The organism is uncultured Empedobacter sp. (genome assembly GCF_937930195.1).
GTDB lineage: Bacteria > Bacteroidota > Bacteroidia > Flavobacteriales > Weeksellaceae > Empedobacter > Empedobacter stercoris.
In genome coordinates, this window is sequence record NZ_CALGVK010000016.1 from 22849 (window position 1) to 40010 (window position 17162).

Sequence of the window (17162 nt, forward strand, 5' to 3'; positions counted from 1 at the left end):
AAAACATTTACTTTTAGTCCATTAACCTTTTTGATAAAATTATGAATAAAGAACTTTTTAAAACTGTTTTGACAACGCAAATTCCAATTGCGTGGATTGCTGGAGTTCGTTTAGAATCGTGGGAAGAAAATAAAGTTTCAACTAAAGTGAAATATGGTTTTCTCAATCAAAATCCTTTCAAAAGTATGTTTTGGGCAGTGCAAGGTATGGCAGCAGAATTTTCTTCTGGTTTGATGGCGAATGCTAAAATTGCAAAATCAGGTGAAGACATTTCGATGTTGGTTTTGGGAATGCAATCAAAGTATTTGAAAAAAGCGATTGGTAAAATTGTGTTTACATGTGAAGATGGAGAAAAAATAGATTCGGCTATAAAAGAAGCGATCGAAACAAAGAAAGGGATTTCTCTAAACGTAACAAGTAAAGGCGTAGACGAGGAAGGAGATGTAGTTTCTGAATTTCAATTTACGTGGACGTTTAAGTTGAGAGAGAAAAAATAATAGAAAAGCTGAAATTTTATTCAGCTTTTTTTGTGATTTCTTCTTTCAAAATAGTAACAACTTCATCTATTTCTTCAAAATTTAGATGAGCAAATCCTATTCTTATTGCTGTTTGTTTTTTTGTTTGATATAAAATTGTTTGCGGAATAAATAACCCTTTTTTAGCACAATTTCGTTTTAATTCCATCAAATTAATTGATTGATTAAAATTAATCCAAACCGCTAATCCACCAGTAGGAACTTTAAAATGAAGATATTGTCCTAATTCAACTTTCAATTTTTTGCAAAAATAATCGCGACGCTCTTGATATGTTTTTCGTAGTTTTTTTAGTATTCGATTGATTTCACCTTCATTAATCATTTCACCTAAAGTTTGTTCTATAAAAGGGTCAACTTGTTGGTCTAAAATAGATAAATGCTTTCGCGCCTCTTCTATAAAATCTTTTGGAGCAACAATAAATCCAATTCGATAGCCTGGCGCAAGATAATTTCCAAATTTACCCGTGTAAATTACCATTCCATTCTGATCCGAACTTGCTAACGGAAGAATAGGGTGACTGTTGTAATGAAAATCAAAATCATAATCGTCTTCTACAATTGCAAAACCAAATTCTTGTGAAAGTTGAATCAATTCAATTCGTCTTTGCGAACTTAATGTTACTGTTGTAGGGTAGTGATGATGAGGTGTTACATACACAAAACGAATAGTTCGTTGTTCGCACAATGTTCGTAAATCTCTTGTGTCTAAACCAAATTCATCTGTTTTAACTTGAACTATTTTTGAATGTTGTGTCTGAAAAATCATATTACTTTTGTAGTAACTAAGATTTGAAACAGCAACATAATCATTTTGCTTTAAGAGAATTTGAGCAATCAAGAAAAGTGAAATCTCTGCACTTCTTGTGACGACTATATTTTCTTTCGAAATATGTAAACCTCTTGTTAAATTGAGATAATTAGCTAAATTTTTTAGAAAATAGTCGTTTTTTGATTGATTTATCTTCGAAATAGAAGTTTTTCGTTTTAAAATTGCCGAATATAATTTTGCTGGAATTTTTAATTCTGCTAATCGATGATCGATGGTTCCATCAGTTAAAAACAATCGTTCGTTAAAGCTTTCGTAAGGATTATCCAATAAAATAGATTGTTCAAAATTAAAACCAGTTTTCTTTGGGTAGGAATTGATTGAAAATTGTGTAGGAATCGTAGTTTTCTGAAATTTTTGAGCAAATTGACTCAAGACATAACTTCCTTTATTAGGAACAATCTCTATCCAACCTTGCGCTTCAAGTTCCTGAAAACTATTGACTATTGTGTTGCGATGTAAATTAAGAATCAAACTCAATTGTCTTGTTCCAAGGAGTTTTGTTCCACTTGGTAAATAACCTAATTGTATTGCTTTTGCCAATTGATTTGCCAATTGTAAATAAATCGGAGTTTCTGAAAATCGATTGATTTCAATAAAACTATTGTAGGGTATTTCAGCCGGACTATTCATTAACTAAAAACTGGTATATCTTGATAGTTCGGAAAGATACTACATTCGCAGCAGTTAAACTAAAAGAACAAAGATTAAGAAGAATGAAAAAGTTTACGCTCGTATTAGCTGTATTAGGCAATAGTGTTTTTGCCCAAATTACAAATGATACAATCGCAATTAGAGAAGTATCTATTTTAGATAATCGTCTAAACACACCACTTTCTAAAGAAAATAGAAATATATATGTTTTAAATAAAACAGAGATTAATAAGTTACCAGCAAAAACAATTCAAGAAGTTTTGCAATATGCATCTGGAATTGATTTACGACAACGTGGTCCGTTTGGTACGCAAGCTGATATTTCGATGGATGGGGGAAGTTTTGAACAAACACTTATTTTGTTGAATGGTGTAAAAATCATGGATCATCAAACTGCGCATAATGCGTTAAATCTTCCTATTCCTATTGAAGCGATTGATCGAATAGAGGTAGTAAGAGGTCCAGCAGCAAGAGTTTATGGAAACAATAGTTTGACTGGTGTTATCAATATTGTAACGAGACAACCAAAGAAAACAGGTCTTTATGCGAATACTTATTTCGGAACGAATTTTAAAAAAGATAGCGAAGATACTGGCGATACATTTACAAGTCGCGGTGTTCAACTTGGAGCTAATTTAGCTAAAGAAACGCATCAACATCAATTGTATGTAAGCCATGATTGGGGGAATGGTTACCGTTACAATACAGCATATGAGAATAATAAATTGTATTACCAAGGTAACTTCCAATTTGATGAAGAAAATAGTTTGGTTGCATCGTATGGTTATGTGAAAAATGGCTTTGGAGCGAATGGTTTTTACGCATCACCAGGTGATAAAAATTCGAAAGAATTAGTTGAAACCACTTTGGTTAATCTTCAGTCAAAACATAAACTTTCTGATCGAATAACTTTAGCCCCAAAAGTGAGTTATCGTTACAACTTTGATGATTATCGTTATTTTAAGAATGACTTGAATACAGCTCGTTCTAAACACTATTCAAATTCAATTTCTGGAGAAGTAAATTCAACCTATCAATTGAATAAAGGACAAATTGGCGTAGGAGTAGAGTACAGAAATGAACAAATTTCTTCGACAAGTATCAAAAATCATACTCGTGATAATGTTGGTTTTTATGCTGAATACAAAACAGATCTTACACCAAAACTAAATGTAAATGTTGGTACTTATGTTAATTACAATTCACAATATGGATGGCAAGCTTTCCCTGGTATTGATGCAAGCTATGCCATGAATTCTAACTTAAAATTTGTAGTAAATGCAGGTTCAAGTCAGCGAATTCCTTCGTTTACAGATTTATATTTGGATCAACGTCCTGGAAATATTGGAAATCCAAATGTAGAATCAGAAAAGGCATTTCAAACAGAAATTGGTTTCAAATACAATAAGAGAAATTTGAGTTTTAATTCCTATTATTTCTATCGTTCGATTACAGATTTTATCGATTGGGTACGTTTAACAACGAATGAGCCATGGCAAGCACAAAACTTTGGCGATTTGAAAACACATGGTTTTAATACGAAGGTGTCATATTTAGCGAACCTATCAACAAATCAAAGTCTGAAATTCTCATTAAGTTATTCTTATCTTGATCCTACGTTCGAAAATGTAGATGAACAATACAATTCTAAATATAAAATAGAAAGTTTAAAACATCAGTTAATCAATACGATAGATTACTCTATTGGAAGTACTACTATAAGTATCGCGAATCGTTATAATACACGTCAATCCTATAAATCATATTGGATTACTGATGCAAGAATAAGTCATTCGTTCAAGAATAATTTAGGAATTTATTTTGATGCTCAAAATATTTTCAATACCACGTATAACGAAGCAGGAGCTATTCCGTTGCCATCGACTTGGATGAGTTTAGGAGTTAAGTTTACAGGAATTTAAATGATGACAACCATTTAATTCTCTTTTAATAGTTTATATTTTTAAAATGCGGTGAGACAACTTTTTCAGAAAAGTTGTCTCTTTTCTTTCACGGATTTTCTGCCTAACTTTACCAAAATTTTTTCAAATGATTATTATAGATTCTCCTTCTCATGATGCATATTTCAATATAGCTTTAGAAGAATACTTGTTGTACAATTATCCTACAGAAGATATTTTTTTATTATATATCAATGCACCATCTATTATTGTGGGGAAATTTCAGAATACGTTAGCCGAAATCAACTTGGATTATGTGACAGAAAATAGCATAAAAGTGGTGCGTCGTATGTCGGGTGGTGGGGCTGTTTATCATGATTTAGGAAATCTTAACTTTTCGTTCCATACCTTGTTGGGTCAAAATGATTTTATGGATTTTTCGACGTTTACAGCACCTGTTGTTAAGTTACTAAATGAATTAAATGTTCCAGCAAAATTAGAAGGTCGAAACGATTTATTGGTTGATGGTAAAAAGTTTAGCGGAAATGCAAAGTTGGCTCGAAATGGAAAAATGATACAACACGGAACAATTCTTTTTAATTCGGATATGTCTGTTTTAGGCGATGCGTTAAAAATCAATCCTTTAAAATATGTGGATAAAGCAATTAAATCTAATCGAGCACGAGTGATTAATTTGATTGAATATTTTCCGAATGAAATGACCACTGACGAATTGAAAGCCTTGTTGATTGATGAAATGTTAACAACAAACGAAGGTTCATCAATTTACAATTTAACACCAAAAGATTTGAATGGTGTTGCAAAATTAATCGAAGAAAAATACCAAACCTGGGATTGGAATTTTGGATTTTCACCAAAATATAATTTCAAAAATGCAAAGAAAATTCCTGCTGGATTTATCGAAGTTCATTTGGATGTAGAACGAGGCGGAACAATAGAACAAGCCAAAATTTTCGGAGATTTCTTTGCTTCGGAACCGATAGAAGATTTGGAGAATAAATTAATTGGTGTAAAACATAATGAAACTGAAATTACGAAAATTTTAAATTCTGTTGATATCACGGCTTATTTTGGAAAAGTAACATTGGAGGAGATTTTAGAATTGTTTAGATAAATAAGGTTCAATTATCCTTTATAATTTCTTTTGTTTTAGCCGTTTAATTTATATATTTTGATACATTTTTAAGCTTTCATAATTTTTAGTTGTAATGGTTTATGATTATCTTTAAATGATATCAATTATAAAAATATGTTTGATGAATTATTTAAAGCGATTAGAGCTTGTAAAGTGTGCGGACCTTTTTTAGCTCTTGGTGCAAATCCAGTAGTTCAGGCAGCTCCTAACTCTAAAATTGTAATTATTGGGCAAGCTCCAGGATTGAAAGTGCATCAAACAGGTGTGCCTTGGAATGACCCAAGTGGAGATCAGTTGCGTAAATGGTTAAATGTAACAAAAGATCAATTCTATAACCCTGAATTGTTTGCATTAGTTCCGATAGGATTTTGTTATCCAGGAAAAGGGAAATCAGGAGATCTTCCACCAAGAAAAGAATGTGCGCCCTTGTGGCATGCGCGTTTATTGGATGAAATGAAAGAAGTTCAGTTGATTTTATTGATCGGTCAATATGCTCAAAAGTATTATTTGAAAGGGAATATGCACAAAAATATTACAGAAAATGTATTGAATTTTAAGGAATATTTACCACGTTATTTTCCATTGCCTCATCCATCACCACGCAATTTTATTTGGATGAACAAAAACCCATGGTTTGTAGAAAATGTATTACCTGAATTAAAAAATAAAGTAAAAAATAGTTTGTAAATAAGTACTTTTAGGTATGTTGATAATTTATTTAAAGCTATGATTAATCAAGATTTATTAATCCAATTTGGTGGAGAAATTAGAGATTTAAGAAAAAGTGAAATTATTTTTGAGATAGGTCATTTTCCTTCCTATTATTATCAAGTGTTGGAGGGAAAGGTGAAAATGAATAATTTTTCTGACGAAGGGAAAGAGTTTATTCAGAATATTTTCACTAAAAATCAAAGTTTTGGTGAGCCACCTTTATTTGTAGATGAGCCTTATCCTGCAAATGCAATTGCGGTCACAAAAGGGAAAATAATTCAGATTGCTAAAGATTCTTTTTACGAATTATTGCAATCTCATCCAGAAGTTTCTTTGGCTGTGAACAAGAGTCTTGCTCGTCGTTTGTATTATAAATCGGTGATGGCACCAGAGATTTCTTCTCAAAGTCCCGAACGACGATTAATCAAACTATTGGATTATTTACGAAGTCACAACCAAAATACAGATACAGAATATTTGATTGATTTATCTCGTCAACAATTAGGGGATTTAACCGGATTACGTGTTGAAACTGTTATAAGAACAATCAAACATTTAGAGAAAAAAGGACAGCTCAAAATAAGAGATGGTAAAGTGATTTTGATTGCTAAAGACTAAAATTTTGTATGATATAAAAAGCTGCCCAAGCAACAAATACAATAATAAACACCCAAACCCAAATAGGAATAGTCCTTGGATTTTCGCTCCCTTTAATTATAAAACTTTGATTTTTTCCTGTATCATAGGCGTTGATCATTAGAGGAAGTATTCCATTCACTTTCTCTTGATCAGAAAGTCCTTCTATATGAAGAATTGGTCCATTCGAAACAGTAAACCTGATAAGTTTTAGTCCTTCTTTTTTCTCGAATTTACTAACTATTCTAAGCAGATGTTCACCATCTGTTAATTTTGTTGTATCAAGTTTAAAAGTTACAGGAGGAACCAATTCAGCAATTGGTTTTTCTTCTTCGTCGATGTATAGGTAAACGATTATTTTTTTTTCTTTTGTCATGATTTCTTTTTTCTTAAAATTTTAAAACAATATTTTTGATGTGTTTTTTATCTTTTTCTCCTGGTTTTATAAGAAATTTGAATGAATAGAACAATGTATATAATGTTATAATCGTTATTAGGATAACGATGAACCAATCCCAATTAGATTCGGGACCAGTTCCGTGTGTGAAATCTTGTGTGATTTTTGGTTGTTGAAGTTTACAAGCATCACAAGCCTTTGCGTATCCATATCCAAGTAATAATAATAGTCCTATTTTATATTTAATTTGTCTCATTTTATTTGATTTTATCCATTATTTCTTTCACTTCTTCTACTGTTACTTTTTTACCACTGTTACCCCAACTTGCTTTTTCGTAATTTATAATCGCTGTAACATCTTCTGGAGTAAAGCTTGCATTGTCACCTACAGCAGGCATAGAAGCATACTCTGGTCTTGGGTCATATCCTTTCATAATAATGGTGATATACAATTCTAAATTATCCCCCATAACAATAGGACTTCCTTTAAGAGGAGGAAACGCGCCAGGTAATCCCTCGCCATTTGCTTGATGACAACTTGCACAATTGGTACCGAATAACGCTTCCCCATCTGGTAGATTAGTATCGGTAGAATTACCATTCGATTTTTTCTCTTTTTTATATAAAAATTTTACAGGTTCTACATCTTCTGCAAGTTTTACTTGTTGAAGACTTAAGAGATAAGCGACCAAATCTTTCGCATCTTTTGTAGGAACAATTTTTCCTTTGACACCAATTCTAAATTCATCAGGAACATTGACTTCAATTTCTCCTTCGTCAAGAAAATCTTTCGTTGTAAAAAGCCATTTATAAGAAGGCATTACAGATTCGGGAACAACAGCACGAGGATTGTATAAATGCGAATATTGCCATTCCAAACTCGGTTGTTTTTTTCCAATATTAGTTAAATCAGGACCAGTTCGTTCAGTTCCCATTAAAGTAGCCGTATTCTGAAAAAAGTTGATACGTTTATTTCGAGCGTAATCCGCAGCAATACTTGGTCGATCTCCAAAAACTTGATCCATGTCGACATTTCTAATTTGCTGTGTATGGCAAGCAACACAACCTTCTCTGATATAAACTTGTTTTCCATGTGTTTCTTCTGCTGTAGGAGGTTGACTCTGTGGCAATGGTCGATTTATTTTTTCGTTTTTGAAGGCAGGAAGAATACAAATAATTAAGGTAAGAAAAACAAAAAATGCCAATGCCGATGGAAATAGTTTTTTATGATTATTAAAGAAGTCCATTATATTGTAGTTTTATTTGCGTGAATAATATCTAAAAGTTCAGTTGGTGATTCTGGAATTTTTATTTCTTTTTTAGGTTTAATCATTCTATAAAAATTATATGCAAACACAAAATGAGAAATCCACATCATAGTACCACCAATCGCTCGCCATAACCAATAAGGCATCATTGAAATCACTCCATCAAGAAATGGTTTTTTATCCATCCATAATAATCCTTTTTCCGTTGAACCAATCATTAATGAAATAGTATAGACAAGCAAACCTATTAAAGCAAGCCAAAAATGAATACCCACCGTAATACTTGGAGGTTCGTGAGAAGTAATCCTTGGAACAAGTGTGTAGGTAAACGACCATAACATAAATGTGATAATTCCATACATGGTTAAGTGAGAATGCGCAACCGTAAAATCAGTGAAATGCCAAACAAGATTAGTTATTCGAAAGGCTTCAACCGTACCTTGCATTGATCCTGTAAAATAGAAAATGATGGATACCACATAAAAAGGTAATACATAGCTCAGTTTTAAACGATGCCAAGATCCTCTAATAGTCATCATAAAATTAATACTTCCTGCTGCTACGGGAATTATCATACCTACACTTGCAACAATAGCAATAGTTTGCATCCACCATGGAATGGCACTAAATATAAAATGATGAGTCCCAATCAACGTATAAAATAAAATTTGTGTCCAAAAAGCAAGTATACTTAAGCTGTATGAATAGACAGGACTGTTTAATTCTTGTGGAAGGAAATAGTACATCAATCCAAGGTTAAAAAACATAAACCACATTCCTACACCTTGATGCATATAATACCCTTGCGTAATTGTCTCACCCAAACCGTCTTGCCAGAAAGGGAGGTAGGCTACAAGTAGTATGACAACAACAAACATCATTGCAGAAACAATATACCAATTGGATACGTAAATTTCTTCTGTTTTTCTAGACGAAATGGTTTGAAAATGATTGAAAATACTCAAAAGAATTCCGATAGCAAATAGAAGCATTACTGGCCAAACATATTCTCTATATTCTCCACCGCTATTATTAATACCTGCCATTAAACAAATACTTCCTATTAAGACAGAAGAATTAAGTAATATTAATGAGAGATAAGCAAGGTTTATGCTATATATTTTCGTATTTCCAACACGAGGAATTACATAATATGAAAAACCAACCATCGCAATAGAAGCCCAACCCCAAAACACGATATTGGTGTGTACAGGTCTTAATCTCCCAAAGCTTAGCCAACTTACATGATCAGCATCGGGCGCAACAAATTTTATACCTAAATATTCGCCAATTGTTGTGCCTAAAATAAGCCAAACTATACTACAACCTAAGAACCAAAGGATAATCTTTTTTTCGTTTGTAGGAATTAAGATGCTTTTGCCTTCTTGTCGTTTGCTTTGTAAAAATCGAATATCATGTATTTCATTCATTTGATCCACCAGTCCTCTTGGATCTTCAACGGATGTATTTAACGAAAGTTCATTTCCTAAGAGTTGAAATTCTAATTCTTTTTTCCGTTTTTCAAGTGCAGAAACATCTTCAGGATTCAAGTTTTTTAACTCTCCATAGATTCGTTTAAGCTCTTTTTTTCGCAATACATTCTTAATTAAAGCATTTATTTTTACTAACACAAGAATTAATGCAAAAAATAATGGAATAAAGAGAAGTAATATTGTTAGCTGAAGTCCAGGCTCATTGAGTAAATTATTCATTGTAGATTTTTTTATTGTGATGTAATAAGTTGTACCAATTTAAACCTTATGTGAAAGCAATACCTATGCGTAGAATCATAAGTTTAATTATAATCGTTCTTAGAATAGGTTCTAATTTTTATTGTGTAAAATAAAAAACCAGCTTTTCTATTTCTAGAAAAGCTAGCCAGTTTAAATAGGTTAGGTGGTTCTATAACTAAAAACCCTTTTATTGAAAAAACTATGAAGAAAAATTTAATCCTTAAATAATGAAACCCTTGTTATAGACTCAATTGTAGCAGTAACAGCTTTATTGGCATCTAGATAAAATTCATACCCTCTTCCAGGATCTAAACTTTGATCATCAGCAATTGTATAAAAATAAAAAGTTAGTATACTTCCTGAAGCAGAACCGGCTGGGATTAATTGAATAGAATTAATAATAAATCCTGAGCTAGGGTTTTTCATAATGGCGTTTACTGCTCCAGCAGAATTAGCTCCAGCAGTTAAATTAATTATTAATCGCCATAAGTGTACTTGCCCTTTTATTGGGTTTTCTCTAAATTTATTTGACGCTGCTAGATATATATCAGCATCTGTAGGATTTGTGATTGTTTCAGGCCAACTAGTTGTAGGAGAGGGAGCAAATGTTAAAGGAGTTGTATACACAATTTTTTTTGTACCTGTATTAGAAAAACCATTATTTTCCCCAAAAGCAAGACTAGGTTTAGTTCCATTTAGCCCACCATCTATTCTTACTACACCATCATTTCCTGCTGCTGAGCTTGTTGTTACAAACAATTGTCTCCAAAGTGTCCCATCCCAAAATTCAAAACGATTTTCAGATGTATTAAAAATTAAAGTTCCTACCGTTAAATTAGGATTTACAACTCCAGCTGGTGGAACAGTATTGACATCGTTATCAGCTAACGACGTATTTCTTTCGGTTTCTGTAAGTCTGGGAATAAGAATTCCTTTGTCTGTAGAAGAAATGTCGAGTATTGTTGCTGAGTTTGGTGTGCTTGTACCAATTCCAACTTGCGCTTTTGATTGAGACCATCCCAATATAATCAAAAAAAGTATAAATTTTCTCATTTATATAAATTTAAGTTATGTTTATAGTTTTGATTATTTTATTGGCATTTTCAAAATAAATAACTGCTATTAATAAAGTATAATTTGTTTATTTCGTTTTCTGTTACGAATTTATCAATTATTGAATTACGTTGAATAAAATTGAGGGGGACAAAAGGTGGACAAAATAGATTATAATTAATTTTTTATCATTTAAAAATTAATTAATAGATATTTAATGTGTTGATTATAATAGTGTTGAGTTTAAATAATAGAGAATGTATAAATTACGTTTTATGGATATTGAATTCTTTCATTTATAATGTTATTATGAACGATTTAGTTGATGATTGAACTAAATAATAATTAGTTTATCAAAAATATAATTCTAATCCATTCAAATCTATTTTATTTGTTATAAAACAATATACAAGTATTGTAGAACTACTGATTTTGGTATGATAAAAATAAAAGATTATTTCATATTTTTCAATTATTAAAAAATCCTTCACTTTTTCTGCGAAGGATTTGTATGTTGAACGTTTGACTGTTTTGTTATTTGATTACAACTCGTTTGTTAATTTCCATTTGTGATCCAACTACTTTAATTATATAAACTCCTGGATTTTTAAAATTTACTTCAATTTCTTTTTGATTAGAAGTGTTTTGAATTTCATTAATTAATTGCCCATTAAAATTAAAAACCGAAATTTTTTGAATTGATTTTGCATTATTTTCAAGTTTAATAATTACAGAACGAGTTGTTTTATTATAAACCGAGATATCATCACGTTTTTGGTATTCAAAATCTCCTGTTCCTAAGTTATATCCCCAAACTTTTTCTACAAATTCTGGATGGTCTACATAAGGATTTCTATTTTTTTGGTACCTGTACACAATATTATTAATGTCTTTTTCACGATCAGAAACTGGATCATTTAAATGCCAAGTTATTAATATTTTTAAGAAAGTATCTGTGAAAACTTTATCTTTTGATCCATTGAACATCGCATATTTCCAATTCTGAATGCCATTTCCTTCGTATCGTGTTGCGAAATAAAAATAAGCACGAGCGATATCTCCCTTAAATTCATCTATCGGTTCGAAAACTGTACCAGAATATCCGTATGAATAACCAGAATTTAGATTATTCCCTAATTTCGAGCCATTTTGAGAAGTTTTATCTATAGTTCCTACAACTCCGTGAGGATAATTACTTCTCATTCCATTTACTACACCATCTGTTGGCCATATATGTAAAGGGTCAGATACCATAGGTGATGCCTTACTAAAAACACTCTGTGGAATTAAATGTTCTCTATTATAACAATCTCCTTCATATTTGTAATTTCCACATTCTTTCTGACCAGGTGTATAATTATAAGGATCAGTACCTGTTGGGTTTTCTGAATAAATGTCTAAAATTGAATTATCTTTTTCATAATATTTATCTTGAAAACCATTATCAGAATCATTTTGTCTATATAACCCTTTTAGAGCATCATAGCTTTTTGTACTATGATTTTTAATAATATTATATAGTTGTGTTTTTAAGGTATAACCACTACCTGTTGCATTGTCATAGTAATTAGCAGGAGCTTGAGCAAAAAGATTTGTTCCAACTAAAAACAGACTAAATTGTAAAACTATTTTTTTCATATTGAATGATTTAAAAAGAAAGCTAAGTTACAAAAAAATAGCTTTACTCTCTTAATTATATTTTATTAAAAGGTTAACATCAAGCTATTAAGCTAATTCGAATAAGACTTATAGATGAATAAAGAATCCTGAATTTGCTTGTTTAATAAATTATATAAATCTGGTTGATTAATAGAAACACTAGCCATAGATTTTAATCTTTTTTTTAAATTGTTAGAGTTTAATAAAAATTTTGAACGATAAGAATTTTTATCCATTACTTTTTTAGCTTGAAGTTCTTCAAAGTCTTTTCTTATTTTTCGGGCGTATAGCTCAGAAAGATCAAATTGTAATTGCATTTCATTTAAAATTCCTACATGTTTTATCGAAATCCAAGAATTAATTTCATCAAAACGATTAAAAACTTTTACTTTCGGAATTTCTCCATCCGTTTCAGCAATTTGCCATCCTAATTTCGAATCAAGAAAACCTTGTGGTATTTTTGTTTGAAAAGGCTTCTTTTTAAAGTTTTCGTATTTCAATCTTTCATTTTTATTCCAATCAATAATGCTTTGTGAATGAACATAAGACAACGATAAAATGAAGGAAATGATGATTGATTTATACATAGGTAGTAGCATTTTACAATTAGATATTCTCAAGTAAGTCAAGTCTCATGCCATGAGAACCTTTTATTAAAATATTTTTAGTTTTAATAGGATTATCAATCAAATATTTTTCGAAAGCTTTGCGATCTTCAAATTTTTTAACGTTCGGATTTGTTGTAATTGTTTCAGAAAAATGATGTCCTAAAATAAAGATTTGATCAAAGTTTAAACGTTCAGCCAAGTCTAAAACACGTTGATGTTCTGTCTTAGCTTCATCACCAAGCTCGAACATATCACCAATTATAATTGTCTTAGAACCTTCAAATTTGACAAAATTATTGAGTGAAGCTTCCATACTACTTGGATTTGCATTATAAGCATCCATCACAATTTTATAATTTTCTTTATTGATAATTTGCGAACGATTATTTGAAGGAAAGTAATTTTCGATTCCATTTTTGATTGATTCAGCATCTATTCCAAAATATTGACCAATAGCAATCGCACATGAAATGTTACTAAAATTATAATTTCCAGTCAAATGAGAATGAATATCTAAATTTTTGTATTTAACAGCAAGGTATTCCGTTTTGTTTTCGATTAATTCGATTTGTACATCTGTATTATTCTGATCAGAAAAAGTGATTCGGTTAATATCGGCAGTTTTTTCTACTTGAATAGGATCGTTATAATTGACAAATGCAGTTTTTTTATTTGCTCTAAGAAAATCATACAATTCAGATTTTCCTTTAATCACGCCTTCAATTCCACCGAAACCTTCTAAATGAGCTTTTCCAAAGTTGGTGATATAACCGAAATCAGGTTGAGAAATAGAGGCTAACAATTCTATTTCCTTTTGATGATTTGCACCCATTTCAATTACAGCGATTTCTGTATCTTCTGGAATAGATAATATCGTTAAAGGAACACCAATGTGGTTATTCAAATTTCCGAATGTATAATGCGTTTTAAACTTTTCCTTCAAAACAGCCGAAATTAATTCTTTTGTTGTTGTTTTTCCATTAGAACCTGTTAAACCAATAAATGGAATTTGAAGGTGTTTTCGGTACATTCTTGCTAAGTCTTGTAGAGTTTCTAAAGCATTGTGAACTAAAAAAATATTTTGATTGTTATTTTCATATTCTTTTTCATCTACAATTGCCAACATTGCACCTTGATTTATAGCTTCTTGTGCAAATGTATTTCCGTTGAAATTTGCCCCTTTTAAAGCAAAAAAGATACAATCTTTTGAGATGTTACGTGTATCTGTCGTAACGTTTTTCGATTTTAGAAATTGTTCGAATATTTCTGCTGTATTCATGTAATCTAAATAAAATAGAAGATAAATTTCTTTTGCAAAATTGACAAAGAAATAATTGTTATTGTTCTGTACAAATATAAAATTTATTGAATCGTTTTTGTGATTTAAAGGAAGTATTTTACGATAATTGCAAAATATTTGATGAGATAAATCTTGGTGTAGTTTATTTATCTGGTTTAATTGTTATATTGAAAAATTACTGCTTGCATTTTAATTAAAGAATGAAAATAAAAGAGATTACTATAGATAATTTAGAAACAGAACGTTTGCTTCTCGTGCCATTTACAATTGATATTTGCGAAGATATGTTGTACAATGATTATCGTATTTTAGAAGAGAAGGGGTTTCTAAAAGGAAAAGATTGGCCCGATCAAGATATGATGGATACAATACCTAAGATTATTCAAAAATTGTTAATCCATAATTATGTTACGGGGTTTGAATCGTGGATGATTATTAAAAAGGATACAAAAGAAATAATTGGTGATGTAGGTTTTAAAGGTTTTAATGCAGCGGATGAAAATGTGGATATTGGTTATGGAATAATAAGAGAGGAGAGAAGGAAAGGTTATGCAGAGGAAGCGTGCACAGAATTGATTAGATGGGCATTTTCTCAAGAAATAGTGAAAGAGGTAACAGCAAAATCTTTCTCAGATAATTTTAAATCAATTAATCTTTTGAAGAAACTTGGTTTCGAAAAAGTAGTAGAACATAATGGTTTTACTTATTGGTCTTTAACTCAATAACAGCTAATTACATACATAAAAAAACTCGGTTATTAACCGAGTTTTCTTATTTATATAAAAGGATATTTATCCTCTACGTTTACGCTTAGATTCGAAGCTACCTGTATATTCTTGAGCTACACGGAAACCAATCCAGTTTGTTGCACTTGCTTGGTGTAAATAACGTCTTTGTCCAGCATCTATCCAATAGATAGGGTCTTTCCAAGAACCTCCTTTTACAACACGTGTTTCATCAGAAATATCAGAAGTACGATTTGTTGTATCTTTTTCTAATATAACGCGACCTTTTTCGTCTACTGTAAATTTACGTTGAGGAGCATTATACATATCTTCTGTCGCCTGATCAGCAGATCTACCGTCTTCAACTCTTGGGTTAAGAGAAGAGTTAGGATCACCATCACGATAATTTGTCAAATCGTATTGTGTTTGTTTTTTATATGCGCCAGGTAAACCTTTGTAAACTAATTTACCATTGTCTAATGTATCGTATTCTACGTTTGTTTCGTCGTATTTTTCAAAACCACCAGCACCATTATCAATATTAGTTCTGAACACATTACCACGGTAATAATTGAAATCATTCGCTTCTTCGTCAATGATTGGACGATATACATCAGATACCCATTCAGCAACGTTACCTAACATTCCATAAAGACCAAAATCATTTGATGGATATTTACGAACATCACTTGTAATAGCAGAACCATCGTTTCCAAATCCTCCAATACCTGAATAATCTCCACGACCTTGTTTGAAGTTATCTAAATATTGACCTCTTTGCGCTCCTTTTGTTACTCTTAAATTATTTTGAGCAACTTCTTTTCCTTTGTATTCGTTGTATTCACGGTTTCCAGGTAAAGCTAAAGCTGCATATTCCCATTCAGCCTCAGTAGGTAAACGGAAAGGTTGAACTTCTAAAGAACCTGTTGCACGATTTGCTTTTAGGATACGAGAGTTTTGAGTTTTAATTTGATTCGCTCTCATAATTTTAGTCGAATCAATAGCTTCATTTACATTCGTGTCGCCTAACTTATATTGTTCTGCATTGAATGTTTTGTTTCCGTAATTGTATTCTTCGTTATTATAGTAATCTTTTGATAAGATTCCTTTGTTCATCAAGGCTTTTTCGTTAGCACGATCTGTTAACCAATCACAATAGTTTACTGCTTGCAACCAAGAAATACCAACTACAGGGTAGTAGCTAAACTCTGGTGAAAACAAGTAATTTTCTGTCGAGAAATCATCTCTTGATAATTGGTTATTGAATACCGTTTCGTCTGGTAAGGCTCCATTATAGATATCCTTGTACTGCGTATCTTCTGGTGGGAAAACAACTTTCAGCCAAGTTAAGTATTCTTTGTATTCGTAGTTTGTAACCTCAGTTTCACCAATAAAGAAAGATTTTACTTGCATACGAACTGGAGAGTTATTCCAATCGTGTAACACATCATCTTTCGTTATTCCCATTTTAAATGACCCACCTTCGATGAAAACCATTCCAGGCCATGCTTTAATGTTTTCTTTCTTTTTACCCGAAAAAAACCAACCTTTACTATCGTTTGGTTTCCAACCTGTACGACTTGTGAAATTTTTTGTTCCACCTCCTTTTTTCTTACCTGAACTACTTGCACAACCTACAAATACACTCATTGTAACAGCTGCAAGCGCAAGAGAAAAAATACGTCCTTTATTCATTTTCATAGAATATTTCTGGTTTTCAAATATTAAATTTAATGCAAATAAAAGCATTTGACATTAATCTTACAACGAAAAAATGCTTTATTTCTTGTATCTAACGTAAGAATTATTTTTTTATTTTACGATTGAAAATATATTTGCCAAATTAGCGTTTAACAGACATGAAGAAATATTTTATTTTAGTCGCAACTTTGCTACAATTTCCTCAATTGTTTAGTCAAAATTACAAAATAAATTGGGAGAACAATCAAACAATTTCTTTGACGAATGGAAATAAAGTGAATGTTCCTTATTTTTCGAA

16 protein-coding genes are annotated in these 17162 nt (G+C 31.2%); 6 read left to right on the plus strand and 10 right to left on the minus strand.

The features are described 5' to 3' along the window. The first annotated feature begins 41 nt into the window (after positions 1 to 41). Positions 42 to 497: a DUF4442 domain-containing protein gene (locus Q0616_RS00890; protein WP_260543313.1), complete on the plus strand. Its 456-nt coding sequence runs from the start codon at positions 42 to 44 to the stop codon at positions 495 to 497. Positions 498 to 513: 16 nt separating this feature from the next. Here the strand turns inward: Q0616_RS00890 and Q0616_RS00895 are convergent, their stop codons facing one another. Then, entirely contained in the window at positions 514 to 1995 is a 1482-nt protein-coding gene (locus Q0616_RS00895; protein WP_298774214.1) for a PLP-dependent aminotransferase family protein, read from the minus strand. Between the two features lie 20 nt (positions 1996 to 2015). On the opposite strand from Q0616_RS00895, the gene Q0616_RS00900 reads away from it, so the two are divergent. The 4 genes from Q0616_RS00900 to Q0616_RS00915 all read left to right on the plus strand — a co-directional run bounded on the left by Q0616_RS00900 (position 2016) and on the right by Q0616_RS00915 (position 6402). Then, positions 2016 to 3938, plus strand: a complete 1923-nt coding sequence (locus tag Q0616_RS00900; protein WP_366940220.1) for a TonB-dependent receptor — start codon at positions 2016 to 2018, stop codon at positions 3936 to 3938. Positions 3939 to 4065: 127 nt separating this feature from the next. After that, positions 4066 to 5052 carry a lipoate--protein ligase gene (locus tag Q0616_RS00905; RefSeq protein WP_225541857.1) on the plus strand — a complete coding sequence of 329 codons (987 nt, stop codon included), beginning with the start codon at positions 4066 to 4068 and terminating at the stop codon, positions 5050 to 5052. A gap of 135 nt (positions 5053 to 5187) precedes the next feature. Beyond that, on the plus strand, positions 5188 to 5760 hold the full coding sequence (locus Q0616_RS00910; protein WP_298774216.1) for a uracil-DNA glycosylase family protein: 573 nt from the start codon (positions 5188 to 5190) through the stop codon (positions 5758 to 5760). Positions 5761 to 5799: 39 nt separating this feature from the next. Next, positions 5800 to 6402, plus strand: a complete 603-nt coding sequence (locus tag Q0616_RS00915) for a Crp/Fnr family transcriptional regulator (protein ID WP_171622807.1) — start codon at positions 5800 to 5802, stop codon at positions 6400 to 6402. Here the strand turns inward: Q0616_RS00915 and Q0616_RS00920 are convergent. The 8 genes from Q0616_RS00920 to murF all read right to left on the minus strand — a co-directional run bounded on the left by Q0616_RS00920 (position 6392) and on the right by murF (position 14417). After that, the gene (locus Q0616_RS00920; RefSeq protein ID WP_225539745.1) at positions 6392 to 6796 is read right to left on the minus strand and encodes a cytochrome C; all 405 of its coding nucleotides are present in this window, start codon (positions 6794 to 6796) and stop codon (positions 6392 to 6394) included. The genes Q0616_RS00915 and Q0616_RS00920 overlap by 11 nt on opposite strands. A 13-nt stretch (positions 6797 to 6809) precedes the next feature. Further along, positions 6810 to 7073, minus strand: coding sequence for a hypothetical protein (locus Q0616_RS00925; RefSeq protein WP_260543301.1), 264 nt, complete (start codon positions 7071 to 7073; stop codon positions 6810 to 6812). A 1-nt stretch (position 7074) separates the two neighbouring features. Further along, positions 7075 to 8064, minus strand: a complete 990-nt coding sequence (locus Q0616_RS00930) for a cbb3-type cytochrome c oxidase subunit II (protein ID WP_298774223.1) — start codon at positions 8062 to 8064, stop codon at positions 7075 to 7077. Beyond that, positions 8064 to 9797 carry a cbb3-type cytochrome c oxidase subunit I gene (locus Q0616_RS00935; RefSeq protein ID WP_171622811.1) on the minus strand — a complete coding sequence of 578 codons (1734 nt, stop codon included), beginning with the start codon at positions 9795 to 9797 and terminating at the stop codon, positions 8064 to 8066. Before Q0616_RS00935 ends, Q0616_RS00930 begins: the two co-directional genes overlap by 1 nt. A gap of 234 nt (positions 9798 to 10031) precedes the next feature. Further along, positions 10032 to 10871 (minus strand): hypothetical protein, encoded by an 840-nt coding sequence (locus Q0616_RS00940; protein ID WP_298774229.1) that lies wholly within the window; start codon positions 10869 to 10871, stop codon positions 10032 to 10034. A 534-nt stretch (positions 10872 to 11405) separates the two neighbouring features. Beyond that, the gene (locus Q0616_RS00945; RefSeq protein WP_298774231.1) at positions 11406 to 12509 is read right to left on the minus strand and encodes an endonuclease; all 1104 of its coding nucleotides are present in this window, start codon (positions 12507 to 12509) and stop codon (positions 11406 to 11408) included. A gap of 92 nt (positions 12510 to 12601) precedes the next feature. Then, entirely contained in the window at positions 12602 to 13117 is a 516-nt protein-coding gene (locus Q0616_RS00950) for a hypothetical protein (protein ID WP_284583754.1), read from the minus strand. 19 nt (positions 13118 to 13136) lie between these two features. After that, entirely contained in the window at positions 13137 to 14417 is a 1281-nt protein-coding gene (murF, locus tag Q0616_RS00955) for a UDP-N-acetylmuramoyl-tripeptide--D-alanyl-D-alanine ligase (RefSeq protein WP_286483641.1), read from the minus strand. 221 nt (positions 14418 to 14638) lie between these two features. On the opposite strand from murF, the gene Q0616_RS00960 reads away from it, so the two are divergent. Continuing rightward, positions 14639 to 15163 carry a GNAT family N-acetyltransferase gene (locus tag Q0616_RS00960; RefSeq protein ID WP_171623622.1) on the plus strand — a complete coding sequence of 175 codons (525 nt, stop codon included), beginning with the start codon at positions 14639 to 14641 and terminating at the stop codon, positions 15161 to 15163. A gap of 66 nt (positions 15164 to 15229) precedes the next feature. On the opposite strand, the gene gldJ is transcribed toward Q0616_RS00960, so the two are convergent. Next, the gene (gene gldJ, locus Q0616_RS00965) at positions 15230 to 16858 is read right to left on the minus strand and encodes a gliding motility lipoprotein GldJ (protein WP_298774239.1); all 1629 of its coding nucleotides are present in this window, start codon (positions 16856 to 16858) and stop codon (positions 15230 to 15232) included. Between the last annotated feature and the right edge of the window lie 304 nt (positions 16859 to 17162).